15 protein-coding genes are annotated in these 16,916 nt (G+C 28.8%); 8 read left to right on the top strand and 7 right to left on the bottom strand.

Translation table 11 applies throughout. From position 1 onward, the window contains the following. Positions 1–14: 14 nt before the first annotated feature. Entirely contained in the window at positions 15–614 is a 600-nt protein-coding gene (locus tag L8W56_RS00970) for an MBL fold metallo-hydrolase (protein WP_263659125.1), read from the top strand. Continuing rightward, entirely contained in the window at positions 614–895 is a 282-nt protein-coding gene (locus tag L8W56_RS00975) for a hypothetical protein (RefSeq protein WP_133318838.1), read from the top strand. The genes L8W56_RS00970 and L8W56_RS00975 overlap by 1 nt, the downstream gene beginning before the upstream one ends. Before the next feature lie 23 nt (positions 896–918). On the opposite strand, the gene L8W56_RS00980 is transcribed toward L8W56_RS00975, so the two are convergent. Next, positions 919–1,914 carry a c-type cytochrome gene (locus L8W56_RS00980; RefSeq protein WP_263659126.1) on the bottom strand — a complete coding sequence of 332 codons (996 nt, stop codon included), beginning with the start codon at positions 1,912–1,914 and terminating at the stop codon, positions 919–921. 190 nt (positions 1,915–2,104) lie between these two features. On the opposite strand from L8W56_RS00980, the gene L8W56_RS00985 reads away from it, so the two are divergent. Genes L8W56_RS00985 through L8W56_RS01000 form a run of 4 tightly spaced genes read left to right on the top strand, consistent with a single transcriptional unit; the run spans position 2,105 to position 5,411 of the window. Continuing rightward, a complete protein-coding gene (locus L8W56_RS00985) occupies positions 2,105–3,082 on the top strand; it encodes an agmatine deiminase family protein (RefSeq protein ID WP_263659127.1) in 978 nt (325 codons plus the stop codon). Beyond that, on the top strand, positions 3,079–3,993 hold the full coding sequence (locus tag L8W56_RS00990) for a cation diffusion facilitator family transporter (RefSeq protein WP_012661604.1): 915 nt from the start codon (positions 3,079–3,081) through the stop codon (positions 3,991–3,993). Before L8W56_RS00985 ends, L8W56_RS00990 begins: the two co-directional genes overlap by 4 nt. Beyond that, positions 3,962–4,834: an N-carbamoylputrescine amidohydrolase gene (locus L8W56_RS00995; RefSeq protein WP_087699946.1), complete on the top strand. Its 873-nt coding sequence runs from the start codon at positions 3,962–3,964 to the stop codon at positions 4,832–4,834. The genes L8W56_RS00990 and L8W56_RS00995 overlap by 32 nt, the downstream gene beginning before the upstream one ends. Positions 4,835–4,844: 10 nt before the next feature. Beyond that, positions 4,845–5,411 carry a DJ-1 family glyoxalase III gene (locus tag L8W56_RS01000; RefSeq protein WP_012661602.1) on the top strand — a complete coding sequence of 189 codons (567 nt, stop codon included), beginning with the start codon at positions 4,845–4,847 and terminating at the stop codon, positions 5,409–5,411. 23 nt (positions 5,412–5,434) lie between these two features. On the opposite strand, the gene L8W56_RS01005 is transcribed toward L8W56_RS01000, so the two are convergent. Continuing rightward, positions 5,435–5,674, bottom strand: a complete 240-nt coding sequence (locus L8W56_RS01005; RefSeq protein WP_257906301.1) for a SelT/SelW/SelH family (seleno)protein — start codon at positions 5,672–5,674, stop codon at positions 5,435–5,437. Between the two features lie 103 nt (positions 5,675–5,777). Here L8W56_RS01005 and dnaE point away from each other — a divergent pair, with 103 nt between their 5' ends. Beyond that, positions 5,778–9,371 (top strand): DNA polymerase III subunit alpha, encoded by a 3,594-nt coding sequence (gene dnaE, locus L8W56_RS01010; RefSeq protein WP_263659128.1) that lies wholly within the window; start codon positions 5,778–5,780, stop codon positions 9,369–9,371. A gap of 29 nt (positions 9,372–9,400) precedes the next feature. On the opposite strand, the gene L8W56_RS01015 is transcribed toward dnaE, so the two are convergent. From L8W56_RS01015 to L8W56_RS01030, 4 genes are all read right to left on the bottom strand, one after another. Beyond that, positions 9,401–11,065, bottom strand: a complete 1,665-nt coding sequence (locus L8W56_RS01015) for a DUF262 domain-containing protein (protein WP_263659129.1) — start codon at positions 11,063–11,065, stop codon at positions 9,401–9,403. 138 nt (positions 11,066–11,203) lie between these two features. Next, positions 11,204–13,126, bottom strand: coding sequence for an AAA family ATPase (locus L8W56_RS01020; protein ID WP_263659130.1), 1,923 nt, complete (start codon positions 13,124–13,126; stop codon positions 11,204–11,206). A 69-nt stretch (positions 13,127–13,195) separates the two neighbouring features. Then, positions 13,196–13,351 carry a hypothetical protein gene (locus L8W56_RS01025; RefSeq protein ID WP_263659131.1) on the bottom strand — a complete coding sequence of 52 codons (156 nt, stop codon included), beginning with the start codon at positions 13,349–13,351 and terminating at the stop codon, positions 13,196–13,198. A gap of 282 nt (positions 13,352–13,633) precedes the next feature. Next, positions 13,634–14,182: a hypothetical protein gene (locus L8W56_RS01030; protein ID WP_263659132.1), complete on the bottom strand. Its 549-nt coding sequence runs from the start codon at positions 14,180–14,182 to the stop codon at positions 13,634–13,636. Positions 14,183–14,289: 107 nt separating this feature from the next. Between L8W56_RS01030 and L8W56_RS01035 the strand changes: the two genes are divergently transcribed. Further along, on the top strand, positions 14,290–15,699 hold the full coding sequence (locus L8W56_RS01035) for a PD-(D/E)XK nuclease family protein (RefSeq protein ID WP_263659133.1): 1,410 nt from the start codon (positions 14,290–14,292) through the stop codon (positions 15,697–15,699). 4 nt (positions 15,700–15,703) lie between these two features. Here L8W56_RS01035 and L8W56_RS01040 read toward each other — a convergent pair whose 3' ends face one another. After that, the gene (locus L8W56_RS01040; RefSeq protein ID WP_263659134.1) at positions 15,704–16,624 is read right to left on the bottom strand and encodes a helix-turn-helix transcriptional regulator; all 921 of its coding nucleotides are present in this window, start codon (positions 16,622–16,624) and stop codon (positions 15,704–15,706) included. Between the last annotated feature and the right edge of the window lie 292 nt (positions 16,625–16,916).

Here is a 16,916-nt window from a genome sequence, read left to right on the forward strand (position 1 = left end):
AAAAGGAAGTTTATATGCGTATTTTGAAACAACCATGTGGAATGTATGAAACAAATTGTTATATTATAGATCATAATAACAAGCAAATTATCATCGATCCAGGAGAAAATGCTTATAAGTTTATCAAAGAAAATACAAGCAAACCTTTAGCTATTTTAAATACCCATGGTCATTATGATCATGTTTATGATAATGCTAAAGTTAAAATGGCTTATGAAATTCCAATTTTTATCCATAAAGATGATGCTTTTATGCTAAAAGATCCTTTTAATTATGGTTTTGAGCATTCAAGTGCTGATGTATTGATAGAAAATGAAAATGAATTTAGTATAGATGAGTTTAAATTTAAATTTCATCATTTCTCAGGGCATACTCCAGGGTGTTGTATGATAGAACTTGTGGGCGAAGATGTGCTTTTTAGTGGGGATTTTTTATTTTATCGTAGTATTGGTAGGTGGGATTTTCCTTACTCAGATGCAACTAAGATGAAAGAGAGTTTGCTTAAAGTTTTAGCTTATGAAAAAGATTTTAAGCTTTTTCCAGGGCATGGAGAAGAAAGTTCTTTAAGAGAAGAGCAAAGTGCAATTCCTGCTTGGTTAAGGTATTTTCATTAATGGATAAGGTTTTATATTTTTTAAGTTTTTTACTGATTTTAAGTGCGATTTTGAGTTTTTTTAAACCCAAAGAAACAAAAAAGAAATTTTTTCACAAATGTCCATGTTTTAGAGCAGTAGAAAATGGCTTAATGAGTAGAATTTGCATTTATGCAGGAAGTTTTGGTTTTATGTATTCTGTGCTTTATATTGGTTTTGGAGTGTATGATAAAAAGCTTTTTATGATTTTGCTTTTATCTTTTGCGATATGGTATTTTGCTTGGGTTTTAAAAAAAGAATAGCTAGAATTAGCTATTCTTAAAAATTATTTTGTATTAATATATAAAGGTTCAAAAGGACCATAACGATGTTGCTCTATACTAAATTTATCATGTTTAGCATAAGGTTTTACATCCATATCTGCAGGTTTTACATCACGATCTGGAAAGTCTTTATTTCTATTCTTTTTAATAGGTCTTGGTTGAGAATTAATATAAGCTGCCACATCATAAGCTTGTTCTAGAGTTAAGGTTGCATCATCTTTTGGCATATTTGCTTTGATATAACTTGCAGCTTTGATAAGTCTATACATGCCAGCACCTGTGTTGTAACTATCATTTCCCCATAAAGCAGGATATATGTAATAACTCATACTAGGATTATTACTTTTTATTCCCTCTCCATTTTCTCCATGGCAGGCTACGCACTTATTTTGATAAATTTCTTTACCTTTTTTAGGATCTGCTGCTCTTTTTAAAAAGGATATTTTAGGTAATCCTTGTCCTTGTGTTTTTGCTCCTACTTCTATACCTTGAGAAATATAATGCATATAAGCAAGTATGGCTTTCATTTGAGGAGAGTTGTTTGGAAGCCTTTTGCCATTCATGGATCTTTCCATACAGCCATTAATTCTATCTTCTAGAGTGATTATTTTATCCGCTCTTGCATTATATTGTGGAAAGCGTGCATAAATTCCTACAAAACCTGATTGATTTTTTATAGTTCCAGCATTAGCATGACAGCTTGAGCAAGAAAGATTATTACCTGCATAACGATTTTTAGGATTTTTTGCTTGAGGTCCTATATAGTTTGTGGTGTAATTTAAAATTTTATTACCCAAAATGACTGCTTGAGTATAAGGTGAATTTGGAAGCTTATCTTCAATGATAATACCATTTTCTATAGTATTTGGGACTTTCCATTGTGCACTTTGTAAATGGATACCTGTTTGCTTTTTTGCTTGAAGTTTTGCTTGATCAATGGCAAAAGCAGAACTCATTAAAAAAGATAAAGATAAGACAGAATATACAATTTTTTTCATTTTACCTCCTTGAACTTGTCTTATTTTCATCTTATAACTTGAAATTTAAAAAAATATTAAATGTTTTTAATGTAAAAGTATCTTTAAATACTACTATGCCGTTTTTAAAGATAAAAATGATATTATTAATATTTTTTAGAATATGTAATTAATGTTACCTTTTTATACATTTTATCAAAGGAAATTATCAATGAGAAAAAGCATAGCAGAATGGGAAAAACAGGAACTACTTTTACTTTCATTACCCCATAAAAATAGCGATTGGAGTCCTTATTTAGAAGAAATTATGCAAAGCTATGAGGAATTTATTAAAGCTGTGGCAAATTTTCAAAAAGTTTTACTTATTGCTCCAAGTGAAAAAGATTTTCAAAGATTTAAACATATAAAAAATCTAGATTTTTTTAAGTGTGATACTAATGATACTTGGATTAGAGATTTTGGTGCAATTGATGCGCGTGAAGATGATAAAATTATAGGGCTTGATTTTACTTTTAATGCTTGGGGCGATAAATTTCAAAGCACTTTAGATAATGCGGTAAATTCAAAGCTTTTTGCACAAAAATTATCTGGAAAATTAGAAAAAATTGATCTTATTTTAGAAGGTGGGAGTATTGATTTTAATGGACAAGGAGTAATGCTTACAACGAGTGCTTGTTTGTTAAATGAAAATAGAAATTCACATTTAAATAAAGAGCAAATTGAAGCCAAGTTAAAAGAAATTTTTGGCTTAAAACAAATTATATGGTTAAATCATGGTTATATAAAAGGCGATGATACTGATCATCATATAGATACTCTAGCAAGATTTATCAATGAAAACACCATTGCTTATTGTGTGTGTAAAGATGAAAATGATGAGCATTATAAACCTTTAAAGGCTATGGAAGAGGAACTTAAAAAAACAGGATTTGATTTATTAGAGCTTCCTTTACCTAAGCCTTTGTATTTTGAAGGTAAAAGACTTGGTGCTACTTATGCAAATTTTGTTTTTGTTAATGGTGGTTTGATAGTGCCAACTTATAATGATGAAAATGATGCTTTGGTATTAGAAAATTTACAAAAAGCATGCAAAGATAGAAAAGTAGTAGGGGTTGATGCAAGGGTGTTTTTAAGACAAAATGGTTCTTTGCATTGTTCTTGTCAAAACCGCTATGAAGGTCAAAGATGAATTTACAAAAAAGCGCAACTATCATTGCAAGTGTATGTGCTATTTTTTTAGCTATTATAAAATTTGCAGTAGGATTAGCTTCGGGTTCTGTTGCAGTACTTTCTAGTGCGATTGATTCTTTGCTTGATTGTGTGATTTCGGGTTTAAATTTTTTAGCTTTGAAAAAAAGTTCTCAAGGCTCTAGCAAGGAATATAATTTTGGCCTTAGTAAAATTGAAGCTTTAATGGGGCTTTTTGAAGGTCTTGTTATTAGTGGGATTGGGGTTTATATTTTTTATGAGAGTGTTTTGAAAATTCACAATCAAGAAAGTGTAGAAAAACTTGATCTTGGAATTTTTGTCATGGCTTTTGCTATGGCTGTGACTTTGTGTTTGGTGGTTTTTTTAAATTATGTTGCTAAAAAAACAAAAAGCTTGATTATAAAAGCTGATAGCTTACACTATAAAATAGATTTCTTGACTAATGCTTTAACGCTTTTAGCACTTGTGATTATAGCTTTTACAAATTATCATTTTATTGATGGATTATTTGGCATAGCTATAAGTTTATATACGATTTTTTCAGCTTTTAAAATCATTAAGGAAAGTTCTAAAATTTTATTAGATGTAGCTATTGATAAAGAACAAGTTGAAGTGATTAAACAAATCATAAGTGCAAATAAAGAAGTCAAAAGTTTTCATCATTTAAAAACTAGAAAAAGTCCTGATATGCTTTATGTTAGTGTGCATTTAGTTTTTGAACCTACAATATCACTTTTAAAAGCTCATGAGATTGGTGATGAGATTGAAGATAGCATAAGAGAACATTTTAAAGATGATTTTTGGAATATCCATATACATTTAGATCCTTATGATGATTCAGAAGAAGAAAGGAGTAAAAATGAAATTAGCGCTCATTCAGCAAGAATTTAAACAAAATAAAGAAAAAACTATAGAAAAAACATGCGAACTTATTAAACAAGCAGCAAAAGAAAAGGCTGAGCTTGTGTGTTTGCAAGAGCTTCATCAAACGCAGTATTTTTGTCAAAGTGAAAATACAAACTTTTTTGATTTGGCAAATGACTATGAAGAGGATGTTAAATTTTGGTCTAATGTAGCTAGGGAAAATAAAGTTGTTTTGGTAACTTCTTTATTTGAAAAAAGAAGTGCAGGGCTTTATCATAATACTAGTGTGGTATTTGAAAAAGATGGCTCCATAGCAGGCAAATACCGCAAAATGCATATTCCTGATGATCCTTGTTTTTATGAAAAATTTTATTTTACTCCAGGTGATTTGGGTTTTGAGCCTATACAAACAAGTGTTGGAAAGCTTGGGGTTTTAATATGCTGGGATCAATGGTATCCTGAAGCTGCTAGGTTAATGGCTTTAAAGGGAGCTCAAATTTTAATTTATCCTACTGCTATAGGTTGGTTTGATAAAGATGAAAAAGAAGAAAAACAAAGACAACTTGAAGCTTGGATAGGTGTGCAAAGAGGCCATGCTATAGCTAATGGCTTACCTGTAGTAGCTATTAATAGAGTGGGTTTTGAAAAAGATGAAAGCGGTGTGGAAGAAGGTATAAGATTTTGGGGGAATTCTTTTGTTTTTGGGGCTCAAGGTGAAGAGCTTTTTAGGGCTGATGATAAACAAGAGCTTTGTAAAATCGTTGAAATTGATATGCAAAGATGTGAAAATGTGCGTAGATGGTGGCCATTTTTACGCGATAGACGCATAGAATATTTTCATGAATTAAATAAAAGATTTATCGACTAAAAGGAGAAAAATGAAAAAAGTTTTAGTGCCTTTGGCAAAAGGTTTTGAAGAGGCTGAATTTATAGGTATAGCTGATGTTTTAAAAAGAGCAGGGGAGGCTAGTGGAAATTTAGAAGTTATTATTGCTTCACTAGATGATGAGCTTTTAGTGCAAGGAGCTAATGGAATTAGCATAAGGGCTGATGTGAGTTTGGCTAGTGTTGATCAAGAAAATTTAGATGCAATCGCTTTGGCAGGTGGATTTGAAGGTATGATGAATTTAAAAAACAATTCTCTTATCATAAAAATCATACAAGATTTACATGCTAAGAAAAAAATCGTAGCTGCTATTTGTGCTTCACCTATGGTATTGGCAAAAGCAGGGGTGATTAACGGGGAGTTTTCTTGCTATCCTGGTTGTGAAGCGGGTATTGAAGGTATAAGAGTAAATAAAGCAGTTGTAGTAAATGAAAATATCATCACAGCAGCTGGGCCTGCTACGGCTATTTTATTTGGTTTAGAGCTTGCTAAACATTTATGCTCAGAAGAAATTTATCAAAAACTTTATGATGGAATGCTTATTCCTTTAACAAAATAAACCCTCGCTAATGAGGGTTTAGCTTATATTTGTTTCATAAGCTTGGTAATTTCACCCTCATGAGGAAATCTATCTACTTCACAATTAAACAAGTCTTTTTTAGAGTAAATGATTTTACCATCTACTTCTACTATAAAATGACCACCACCTTTTTCTATGGTAGAAATTTGCGCATCTTTGAATTCATTTTGTATTTCTTCTGCAACCCTTGCAGCTTGTGGTTTGTAATTTCAAAGATTACAATAATAAATTTTTACTTCCATTTTTTACTCCTTTTTTGAAAGTAAGCTATTATACATTTTTTATGCTTGTAAGTTTTAAATTTAAGGTTTTTTTTTATAATAATAAAAAAATACAAGGAAAAATATGAGCCAATTTACACATTTACATTTACATACAGAATATTCTTTACTTGATGGAGCAAATAAACTCAAAGAGCTAGCTAAAACGCTAAAAGCACAAGGTGCAACAAGTGTTGCTATGACTGATCATGGAAATATGTTTGGTGCTATTGATTTTTATAAAACAATGAGAGCTGAAGGAATTAAGCCTATTATAGGGCTTGAAGCATATTTACATAATCACGATGATTTAAGTGATAAAAGCTCAAGACAGCGTTTTCATCTTTGTTTATTTGCCAAAAATGAAATTGGTTATAAAAATTTGATGTATTTGAGCTCGCAAAGTTATATACATGGCTTGTATTATTACCCAAGGATTAATAAAAAGCTTTTAGAGGCTCATAGTGATGGTTTGATTTGCTCTTCTGCGTGTTTGCAAGGTGAGATTAATTGGCATTTAAATACCAAGAATGAAAGAAATATAAAATTTGGCGCAAAGGGTTATGAGGGTGCAAAAGAAGCAGCTTTATGGTATAAAAAGGTTTTTGGAGATGATTTTTACCTTGAAATTATGCGTCATGGTATTGATGATCAAAAATTTATTGATGATTCTATCATCAAACTTGCTAAAGAGCTTGATATAAAAATTATTGCAACTAATGATACGCATTACACTTTTAAAGAAAGAGCGGCTGCTCATGAAGTATTTATGTGTATTGCTATGGGGGTTAAGCTTGATGATCCAGGGCGTTTAAGACATGAGGTGCATGAGTTTTATGTAAAAACGCCAGAGCAAATGAGCGAGCTTTTTGCTGATATTCCTGAAGCCATTGAAAATACTCAAGAAATAGCTAATAAATGCAATTTAGAATTAAAACTAGGCGATCCAACCCCACCAAATTTTAAATTTACCCGTGAATATGCAAAAAAATATAGTTTAAATCTAGCACAAGAAGATCAAGAATTTAGCTTTGATAATGATGATATAGTTTTTGAGTATCTTTGTAAAAAAGGCTTAGAAGAAAGACTTCAATTTATCGATGAGAGTAAGCACCAAGAGTATAAAGATAGGCTTGATTTAGAAATTAGTATTATTAAAAATATGAAATTTTCAGGTTATATGTTAATCGTTCATGATTTTATCGCCGCAGCTAAGGAAAAAGATATACCAGTTGGCCCAGGGCGTGGGAGTGCTGCGGGGAGTCTAGTTTCGTATTGTTTGAAAATTACAGATTTAGATCCTATACCTTACAATCTTCTTTTTGAAAGATTTTTAAATCCTGAGCGTGTATCAATGCCCGATATTGATGTGGATTTTTGTCAAGATAGAAGAGGGGAAGTGATTGATTATGTGATCGATAAATACGGAGCTGAAAAGGTTGCACAAGTCATTACCTTTGGTAAGCTTTTAGCAAAGGGAGTAATCCGTGATGTGGCTAGGGTTTGTGATATGAGCATACCTGATGCGGATGCTTTGGCAAAATTAGTTCCTGAAGAGCTAAAAATTACTTTAGAAAAAGCCTATGAGCAAGAACCAAAAATAGCTGAATTTGTAAATTCTCATCCAAAAGGGCGTCAAGTTTGGGATTTTGCTAAAGCGCTAGAGGGTTTAAATAGAAATGCAGGTATGCACGCGGCCGGAGTTGTGATATCTAATGAAGCTTTGTGGAATAAAGCTCCGCTTTTTAGACAAAGCAAAAACGATGAGCGCCATTTGGTAACCCAGTATTCTAAAGAATATCTTGAAGATGTGGATTTAATTAAATTTGACTTTTTGGGTTTAAAAACCCTTACAGTAATTGATAATGCGATTAAGCTAGTGAAAAAGCGTTATGGTAAAGATGTAATTTGGGAAAAGATTGATATGAATGATCCTAAGGTTTATAAAACCATACAAAGTGGTAATACCTTGGGTATTTTCCAAATAGAATCAGGCGGTATGCAAAGTTTGAATGCTAGGTTAAAGCCTGAAAGATTTGAAGATTTAATCGCGGTTTTAGCTTTATATAGACCAGGGCCACTTGATAGTGGGATGGTGGATGATTTTATCGATATCAAGCATGGTAGAAAGGCTGCAACATATGCATTTGATGATTTAAAGCCTATACTTGAAAATACTTATGGGGTTATAGTTTATCAAGAGCAGGTTATGCAAATAGTGCAAAAAATTGGTGGTTTTTCTTTGGGTGGAGCTGATAATGTGCGTCGTGCTATGGGTAAGAAAAAAAGAGAAATTTTGGATAATCTTAAAGCAGAGTATTTAGAAGGCGCTAAAAAACAAGGCTATGATGAGAAAAAGGCTGATGATTTGTTTGAGCTTATTTTGAAATTTGCTGAATATGGTTTTAATAAATCTCACTCGGCTGCCTATGCACTTATAACCTTTCAAACAGCGTATTTAAAAACTTATTATCCAAGTGAATTTATGGCTGCGCTTTTAACAAGTGAAGAAAGCAATGTGGATAAGGTCGCAAAATACATTGAAGAGATGAAAAGAATGAATATCAAGCTTTTGCCGCCAAATATCAATAAAGCTCAAAGAGAATTTAGTGCAACTAAGCTTGAAGATGGTTCTGAAGCTATTATTTATGGGCTTGGAGCGATTAAGAGTGTGGGAATTCCTGCGATAGAAAATATCATGACTATTCGCAAGGAAGAGGGCTTTAGTGATTTTGATGATTTTATAAGCTCTATTGATCCTACTAAGATTAATAAAAAAACTATAGAAAATTTAGCTAAATCAGGTGCTTTTGATGAGTTTGGTTATACTAGAAAATGCTTGGTAGATAATCTTGAGCTTATTTCAGAAACAAGTAGAAAAATTGCTGAAGTTAAAAGAAATTCTACTGCTTCTCTTTTTGGAGAAGAAGAAATAGCTGCAGATATCAAAGTAGGGCTTCATGATAGCAAGATAGAATTTGAACTAATGGAAAAACTAGGCTATGAAAAAGAAATCTTAGGAATTTATGTATCAGGCCATCCTTTAGATAAATTTGCAAGTCAAATAGAAGGTATAGAATATTTTAAAAGTATGGATTTTGAAACACTCAAAGGCGAAGGTGAGCTTTTGGTTGTAGGAAAGATTGAAGATTTTAAATCAATGATGAGTAAAAGTGGTAAAAGATATGCTAAGGCTGTGGTTTTAGACTTTTATTCTTCTTTTGATATGATTATTTTTGAAACTCAAGTAGAAAAAGTTGAAACACTTTTTAAAGAAAGCAAAGATGAAGCCTTTGCCTTTTTACTAAGATATAAAAACAATGACAATGACTTAAGCTTTAGTTTAAATGAAATTTATACACTAGAAGAAGCAAAAGAAAATGAGCTAAAATCTTTTAGTAAGAAAAAAAGCTTTGTAAAAAAAGAAAACAAAGAAGATTTTACACAAGATCCTATGAAATTTGAAGAAAATATCATAGAACTTGACATTAATAAGCTTAGTAAAGATATGGTGTATGAAATTTATGATCTAGCTAATACAAGACATAATCCGAAAGATGCTAATAATAAAAAGCTTGTGTTAAAAGTACTTGATATGGGTAGCTGCTTGCTTTATCATACAAATTTTGTTCTCTCGCAAGAATCTATGGATGTGATAGCTCAAAAATGTAAAGGTTAAATATCAGTTTAAGCTATGATTATCATAGCTTAAACTGATAATATATTGGAAATTTTTTCTATTAGCTCTTTTTCTCTTTTTTTAAGAGATTTTACATTCCACTCAGTATAATTATGTATTATATCTTGAGTTATCGTATAGCAAGTTTTAACCTTATCTTTGTTTGTATAAATTTCTTTTTTTCTAGCAAAATCATAATTTAACGCTTGAACATTTTTTCTCATAGATATTAATGTTAAATTTGCTAACGCATTAGTCCAATATTCTCTTTCATTTTCTGTAAATATTTTATCCCAATTATATTCTTTATATTTTATAGGCAATACATGTTCTATTTGTATATTTGCATCTAAAGGTATAAAACTATGATGATTATTATCTGTGGCAAAATATTCAAGCATTAGCAAGATAGGTTTATCCCACTTTTTACCATATACATAATAATATTCTAAGTTTTCCATATAATTTTCTTCCGTGTTGTTATTTTTTATATTTTCTAATATCTCATTTTTTATTTCTTGAATATTGGCTTTTTCTTTTACTAATTTTAAAATTCTAAAACTTGTTTGTTTTATTGTAGCAACTGTATTTCCAGCAACCCAATTTTTATAATAATAAGATAATAGTAATTTTTTAAGCTCATTAAAATATTTATAATTATTAAATAAAGCTGTTGTTAATATACTAGTCCAATATATTTCATGTCTTAAATATTTTAATAAATAAATATACTTATCTTCCATTTTTAATAAATCTATATATGAATTTGAAAAATTTTGTATATCATTGATTATTTCTAATGAATTTTTATTATTTTTTTTAAAATTATCTAATAATTCTTTATCTAATCTAGTTTTAGGATTTGAAGTTATAGTGTAATATAAATATACATTTAATAAAGAAAATAACTCTAAACCATTATTTTCAACATTATCATTTATGGAATTCCAAGTAGCTTTAAATATTTTTCTATCTTCATCATCTAAATTATACATCAATGATGATTTTAAAATATCAACAGGACTTAGTGGCATACCTCTATCATTTAAAACATTAAATATTTTAATAGCACTATCTTGAGATGGACAAATTATAACTGTTAATACTACTTTTTCATATATCCAAACTATAAAATCATTTATATTTATTTCTTTATATTCATTTAATTTATTTTGTAAAAGATTTTTAAAATAATAAGCATTTATAATATATTTATTATTTTTTAAATTATTTTCCATTTCTTTAATATTTTTAAATTCTTTAAAGTTTATACCTTGTAAAACATTTTGTTCAAAACTGTTTTGATTATATTCATTTGTTAGAAATCTTAACTTTCTTTTTGCTTCTTCATATCTATCTTGAATGGATTTTAATATAAAATCTTTTGCTTTATCATTTATTTGTTCCCAATATAAAGCTTTGAAAACACAAGATAAAATTATAAAAGTGGTCATTCTTTGTTGTCCATCTATAATATCAAATCTTTGGTCTTTTTCATTATTTACTAAAACTAAAGAACCACAAAAATAATTCTCATCTTTGTTATTAATATATGCATTAAACAAATCGTCAATTAAATCCGATAGATTTTCTTTATCCCAAGAATATGGTCTTTGATAATCTGGTATTTGATAGAATTTTCTATTATCAGCCAATATATCCTCTAAACTGCTTATGTTAGCTTTTATTTCCATTTTTACTCCTTTTAAAAAATTTATTCATTATATCTAAAATTTAATTTTTATTTGCTTAAAATAAAATTCCTGTTATTATTACTACTAATATAAGGATTATATCAAATAAATTATTTTTTATATAAGCGTAAATTCTTTTCATAAAAATCCCATGTTGATTTTTTCATCATCTGATTTGAGTTTTGATTCTTTTTCTAATTTTTCTAAAAATTCATCGGCGTTTTTGATTTTAAAAATTTTATTTTGTCTAAGGATTAGCGCAAAATCGCCCAAACAAATATTTTGAAGTTTTAAAAGCCTTTTTGCAATTTGTTTTTTATCAAAGCTTAAATTTAATTCTTTAGCAAAAAATTCAAAAGCCTTTAAAAGCTTTTCTTGTTTTAGTGCCTGAAATTCTATCTTTAGATCAAATCTTCTTATGCTAGCTTTATCAAGGTTTTGTAGGTAATTTGTAGAAGCTATGAAAATACCTTCAAAATTTTCCATTTGCATAAGCATTTCATTGACTAAGCTTTTTTCCCAGCTTTTATTTGCTTCATCTCTACTATAAATTAACGCATCGATTTCATCAAGTTGTAAGATAGCATTATCATTAGAAGCTTTTTTGAAAATGTTTGCGATATTTTTTTCATTATTGCCCACAAAAAGATCTAAAATATCACTAAGTTTATAAGAATGTAAAGTTTTGTTTAAAACATTAGCTAGTTCTTTGCCAAATTCGCTTTTTCCACTACCTGCTATGCCATAGCTTAAAATTCTCAAACTTGAATTTTTATTGATATTGTTTATTAGTTCTTGTAAATTTAAATCACATTCTATTAAATTTAAATCATATTTCTTGTCTTTTTTTGGCATTGAAATGCCCTGAAGTGATCTTGCTTTTAAATTTTCATTGATCAATCTTACAAATACTTCTTGGCTTTTGCCTTTAAAGATCTTAGCATTGTTTGCACATTTTAAAATAACCCCTTGAGAAAGTTCAGGATGAGAGGCTATATTTTCTATAATGGCTTCATCTATTTTTATATTTTTCTTGTTGAATAGCTTTTTTATATTTTGAATTTTCTTTTCTTTAGGCATACTTTCAAGCTCTAAAATCACATCAAAACGCCTCAAATACGCCTCATCCATGTCTTTGGAATTTGATAAAAATACACAAACGCCATTTTCTTCATCTAAGATTTTGTTGATTTTTAATTTCTCTTTTAAAGAATCATAGCAAAGGCTATCTTCACACTCATCAAAGACTATTATTTGCTTTTTTGGATTGAGTATCTTTTTAAGTGCGTAAAAATTTGAAATTCTACTTGATTTTTTATCATTTTCACAATCTTTAACGCACAATGCTTCTTTTCCAAGCTCTTTAGCTATGAGTGCGCTAAGCTCGTTTTTGCCCACACCTGCTTTTCCATATATAAAAATATTCCCCTTTTGGCGTTTTTTTAAAAAAGTAATGATAGTATTTAATTCTTCTTGTATATAGTCAAAATCATTCAAATTTAGTCTAGTTTTAGGTAAAAAATAAGAAAACTCACCCATAAGTGTAGTTTTGCTAATATCTTGAGTGAAAATGCTTTCAAAATTATTTACATCTATACCAAAGGCATCACTATCATAATAGCACAAGGCATCTAGTTTAAAAAGCATAGAATCATCACTTAAGGCTTTATTGACATCTTTTGAAGTGTGGTTGAAAATTTTTTCTATGATTTTTTTGCCTAAAGCAGTGCTATAACCTTGGTGTAAAGCAAATCTACCTTTGTTTGCATAGTAAAAAAATGCAAACACATCACATTCTGCTTGAGTAAAATTTAAGTATTTTTTAAGATAACTTAGATTTTTCTTTAAAAAGCTAGGATAGATAAATTTGGAGTATTGTTTGTAGATAAAACTAGGGATTTTACTATCTTTTTCTAGTGTATCTTCAAATTCGCTGTAAAAATCTTTTTTGATTTGTTTGCTGTTTGAGAGCATTTGTGCGTGTAGTGAGATGACTTTTACATTATGTGAGTAATAATCAAAATCCGCAATGTGAGTAAGAGTAGAAGTATTTGATTGCATTATAAACCTTTAAACTAAGATATAATATAATGCAATTATAAACAAAATAACTAGACTTTTATTGTCTAGTTATGAAAAATTATTAATATCATCACTATGTGTGTATCTATCATAAGCTAGTCTTGGTAAAAAGACTATGTGTTTTAAATTTAGACTTTGTTTTAAAGTATGGATAATTCTTTCCTTGCTAAGTGTTGGATTTTGGCTAAAAATTTTCTCACACATAAAGGCAACATCATGTTTTCTTATGAAATTACCTCCATCAAGGATTAAATTTAAGTGATTTTTTAGAGGTTTTATGGTGGTTTTTAAATGTGGATAATTTCTAAATAATCAGGATTATAAATATAACTTTTCGGCGTATTTTTATACACTAAAGGCATGAAATCTCTTAACCATATATCATTACTTGGTATTTCTTTAAAAGCGATGTTAAATTTAGTAAATTTCGCACAAGATTTTTATAAATTCTTTTATGTTTTGATGATAAAAGTGTAGAAATAGCTATCATTCATCACTCTTTAGCATGCTTAAAACTAATAACTCACCATCATAAATAATGTCATATTGTAAGATATATCCCCAAAGTTTTAATTTGCCTTGTGAATTTTCATAATGCTTTATAGCTAGTTCTTTGAGCTTTTGCATGATTTGTGTTTTATCAAGATAGAGCATATCATTACTAATAGGAAATTTAAGCACGCGTAAGTGGGATAAAAACATCAAAGTATGCAAAGGCTCGCTTTTGCGTTTAAAATTTGTTTTTATGATAGCTTTTGCTTCTTGTAATTTTATGTGTTTATCTTTTAATAAAATACTTTGTTCTAAAATTGAATTTAAAATTTCTTTATCTAAGATAAAATCAAATTTTTGTATAAATTCTAAAGAGGAATTTACCATATCATAATGTCCTTTTAAAAGCCATTCTTGTATGCTTTCGCATTTTAAAAACAAAGTTTTTGTTTTAGTAAATTTTTCTACATTGTTATAGCCAAATTTCTTTGCAAGTAAAGTCTCATCGGTGTGAGTTAGGATGTGTTTCATGGTTTGAAGCATTTTTAATCCTTTTTTGAATGATTTGAAAAATCATAGCTAAAAAAGCAGACAATGGTAGTCTATATTTTTGTAGTATAATTGTGAAAATTATTTTAAAGGCATTGTGAATGAAAAATTTTATTGAAGAATTATTAAGGGTTAATGATAAATTTGAAGAAAATACCAAAAAAGGCATGAGCGATATAAATATTTTTGAAGCTTTGGGAGTTGAGTATAAAGAAAATTATCATTCTAAATTTATATCTTATTTGATCGATCCGCATGGTGATCATTATCAAGAGTTTTTTGCAAATGAGTTTTTAAAAAAGCTTGGAAGATATACAAAGGCTGGTAAATTTAAAAATCTTACAGCCCATGACATAGAAAGCGTAGAAACAGAAGCTTGTGTAAAAGATAATAGAAGAATCGATATTCTCATAAGCTTAAAAGATAAAAGATATATCATCATAGAAAATAAACTTTATGCAAAAGATCAGCCAAATCAACTCAAAGACTACATAAAACACATAAAAGAAAAAGTTAAAAACATAGATGATTTTCATGAAAATATACTTACTATTTATTTGCATAAAAATGAAGAAGCCGAGCCTAGTAAGTATAGCTTAGGCACAAGAAATGGATTTAAAATAAATGATGATCTTATATATGATAGCTATGATAAAAAAATGAGTTTTTATCTAAAAATGGATTATAAATGGATAAAAGAGTGGATTAATGCTTGTATAGGTGTGTGTGAGAATAAAGTGAAAAACAATGAAATTGATAAAAAATTTAAAAATGATATGCAAAATGTGATTTTTACTTTAAATCAGTATAAAAACATTTTAGAATGGTATGTAACAGATGAATATGTAGCTAGGGATTATGTATTAAATTTTCTAAAAGAAAGTAAAGAAAATTTAAAAAATACTAAGGCTTTATATAGATATACTAAAAATAAAAGTGATTTTAAAGATGTAGATTACGATAAATATAAAAAAGCAAAAGAAATAGTAAGAGAGAAATGGGATGAAATTTGTGAAGAATTAGTAAATGATTTTTTTAATGAGCTTGAAAAAGAATTTGAAAAAGAACGAACTATATGTGATGAAAAATGGTTTGGATATAAGCTTGATGAGAAAAGAGTTAATTACGATTGGTTTGATTTTTATCCAAAAATTTATGAAGATGATAATGATGTGTGGCCTAGTGTGGGTGTTTTTTTTGGAAAAGGTGATTATGATAATTTTGGATTGACTTTTAAAATTAATTGTAATGAAGAGGATGAAAAATATAAAGAATTCTTTCAAAACTCAAATATAAGAAATGATAATATCTGCAGAAGTGGTGATCATTATTACTATGATGAATTTAAGATTTTTAACTTTAAAGAAAAATATGCTTTTGTGTATTGGCTAATAAATAATCATGGCAATTGGATGGTAGAATTTTCTAAAATTTTAAGAGAATTCTTGGATAAAAATACCATAAAAGATGTTTTAAAAAAGATAAACAATGAATTAAAACCAAACAAATAAGCAATCATTTGCTTATTTGATCAAGGTATTCTCCAATTACTTCTTTGACTTTATTTGCTATGAAATCAGGCTCTAAAACCTTTACATAAGGTATGTAATAATACACTAAAGGTAAAATTTCCATTTCATGAGTTATCTCAAGCTCTATTTCTATGGAGCCATCTTTGTCTTTGCCGGTGATGATTTGTGAATTTAGAGGCTTTCTTTCAAAGTATTTTCGCACAGGTTCTTCTACTAAAAGCCTTACTGTAAAAGGCTTATCAAGACTAAACCATATAGAATTTACTCTTTGAAGTTTTACTTCTAAACTCTCATCGGTTTGAAAATGCTCTTGGGTTAGGGTGATGTTTTGGATATTTTTTAAATAAAATTTTTTGAAAATATCACGTTTTTTCATGTCAAAAGCAAGTAAATACCAAAATCCACTAAAAAAGGCTAGTTTTAGAGGTTTTACTTGGAAAAGTTTATTTTCATATTTAAAGACAATTTGTGTTTTGGTGTTGATGGCTTGTTCGAGAATTTGAAAATTGCTTAAATCTTTTTCTTCTAGCTTTTCTGCATCTAGGCTAGTATGGATGGGGTTAGAGATATTTTGAGAAAGTTTAGAAAGTAGGGGATGAGCCTTAGCATAAAAGCTATTTCCAGCACTTTTTGCCATGGTATCAAGCACTTCAAGGATTATTTTTTCATCATCTTGCTCTTGAATGTCTTTGCTTGTATCGATACGCCATTTTCTTCCATTTTTAATAAGCCCCATAGGCTCAAAAACCCCTTGCATGTCTCTTTTTATGGTTTTAGCGCTTACATTGAGTTCTTGGGCTAGTTCTTTTATGGTTATGCCATTTTCAGACTTTACTAATTTTTCATATAAAACTTCAAGGCGTGTTAGTTTGGAATTTGCAATGTATTTTTTAAGATCTTTCATGATTTTTCTCTAAATTTTTTCAAAATATTAACAACAATTGCTTTATAAACAAATAAAGTCTAGTTTATAAACGCTGCAAGACTTATAGTTTGGAAATGAAAGTTTATTTAGAAAATAATATTTGAGAGTAAAAGATGATAAATATATAATTATTAGAATACAAAAGGTTGTATTTTACTAGGTTTAACTAAGAGCGATGAAAGTATAGGACAAAGCAGACAAGCTTGTAAAAAATTATATGATTTGCTATATCAACAAGATTTATCAAATATAAAATTAGAAATTACAAATA

Source organism: Campylobacter sp. IFREMER_LSEM_CL1085 (assembly GCF_025772235.1).
Taxonomy (GTDB): Bacteria; Campylobacterota; Campylobacteria; order Campylobacterales; family Campylobacteraceae; genus Campylobacter_D; species Campylobacter_D lari_D.

Bases quoted from the DNA above. Each gene is read 5' to 3' on its own strand.
- L8W56_RS01030 (WP_263659132.1), bottom strand. From the start codon at position 14,182: ATGCTTCAAACCATGAAACACATCCTAACTCACACCGATGAGACTTTA.
- L8W56_RS00970 (WP_263659125.1), top strand. From the start codon at position 15: ATGCGTATTTTGAAACAACCATGTGGAATGTATGAAACAAATTGTTAT.
- L8W56_RS01035 (WP_263659133.1), top strand. From the start codon at position 14,290: ATGAAAAATTTTATTGAAGAATTATTAAGGGTTAATGATAAATTTGAA.
- L8W56_RS00985 (WP_263659127.1), top strand. From the start codon at position 2,105: ATGAGAAAAAGCATAGCAGAATGGGAAAAACAGGAACTACTTTTACTT.
- L8W56_RS00995 (WP_087699946.1), top strand. From the start codon at position 3,962: ATGAAATTAGCGCTCATTCAGCAAGAATTTAAACAAAATAAAGAAAAA.
- L8W56_RS01040 (WP_263659134.1), bottom strand. From the start codon at position 16,624: ATGAAAGATCTTAAAAAATACATTGCAAATTCCAAACTAACACGCCTT.
- L8W56_RS00975 (WP_133318838.1), top strand. From the start codon at position 614: ATGGATAAGGTTTTATATTTTTTAAGTTTTTTACTGATTTTAAGTGCG.
- dnaE (WP_263659128.1), top strand. From the start codon at position 5,778: ATGAGCCAATTTACACATTTACATTTACATACAGAATATTCTTTACTT.
- L8W56_RS01025 (WP_263659131.1), bottom strand. From the start codon at position 13,351: ATGTGTGAGAAAATTTTTAGCCAAAATCCAACACTTAGCAAGGAAAGA.
- L8W56_RS01000 (WP_012661602.1), top strand. From the start codon at position 4,845: ATGAAAAAAGTTTTAGTGCCTTTGGCAAAAGGTTTTGAAGAGGCTGAA.
- L8W56_RS01015 (WP_263659129.1), bottom strand. From the start codon at position 11,065: ATGGAAATAAAAGCTAACATAAGCAGTTTAGAGGATATATTGGCTGAT.
- L8W56_RS01020 (WP_263659130.1), bottom strand. From the start codon at position 13,126: ATGCAATCAAATACTTCTACTCTTACTCACATTGCGGATTTTGATTAT.
- L8W56_RS00980 (WP_263659126.1), bottom strand. From the start codon at position 1,914: ATGAAAAAAATTGTATATTCTGTCTTATCTTTATCTTTTTTAATGAGT.
- L8W56_RS00990 (WP_012661604.1), top strand. From the start codon at position 3,079: ATGAATTTACAAAAAAGCGCAACTATCATTGCAAGTGTATGTGCTATT.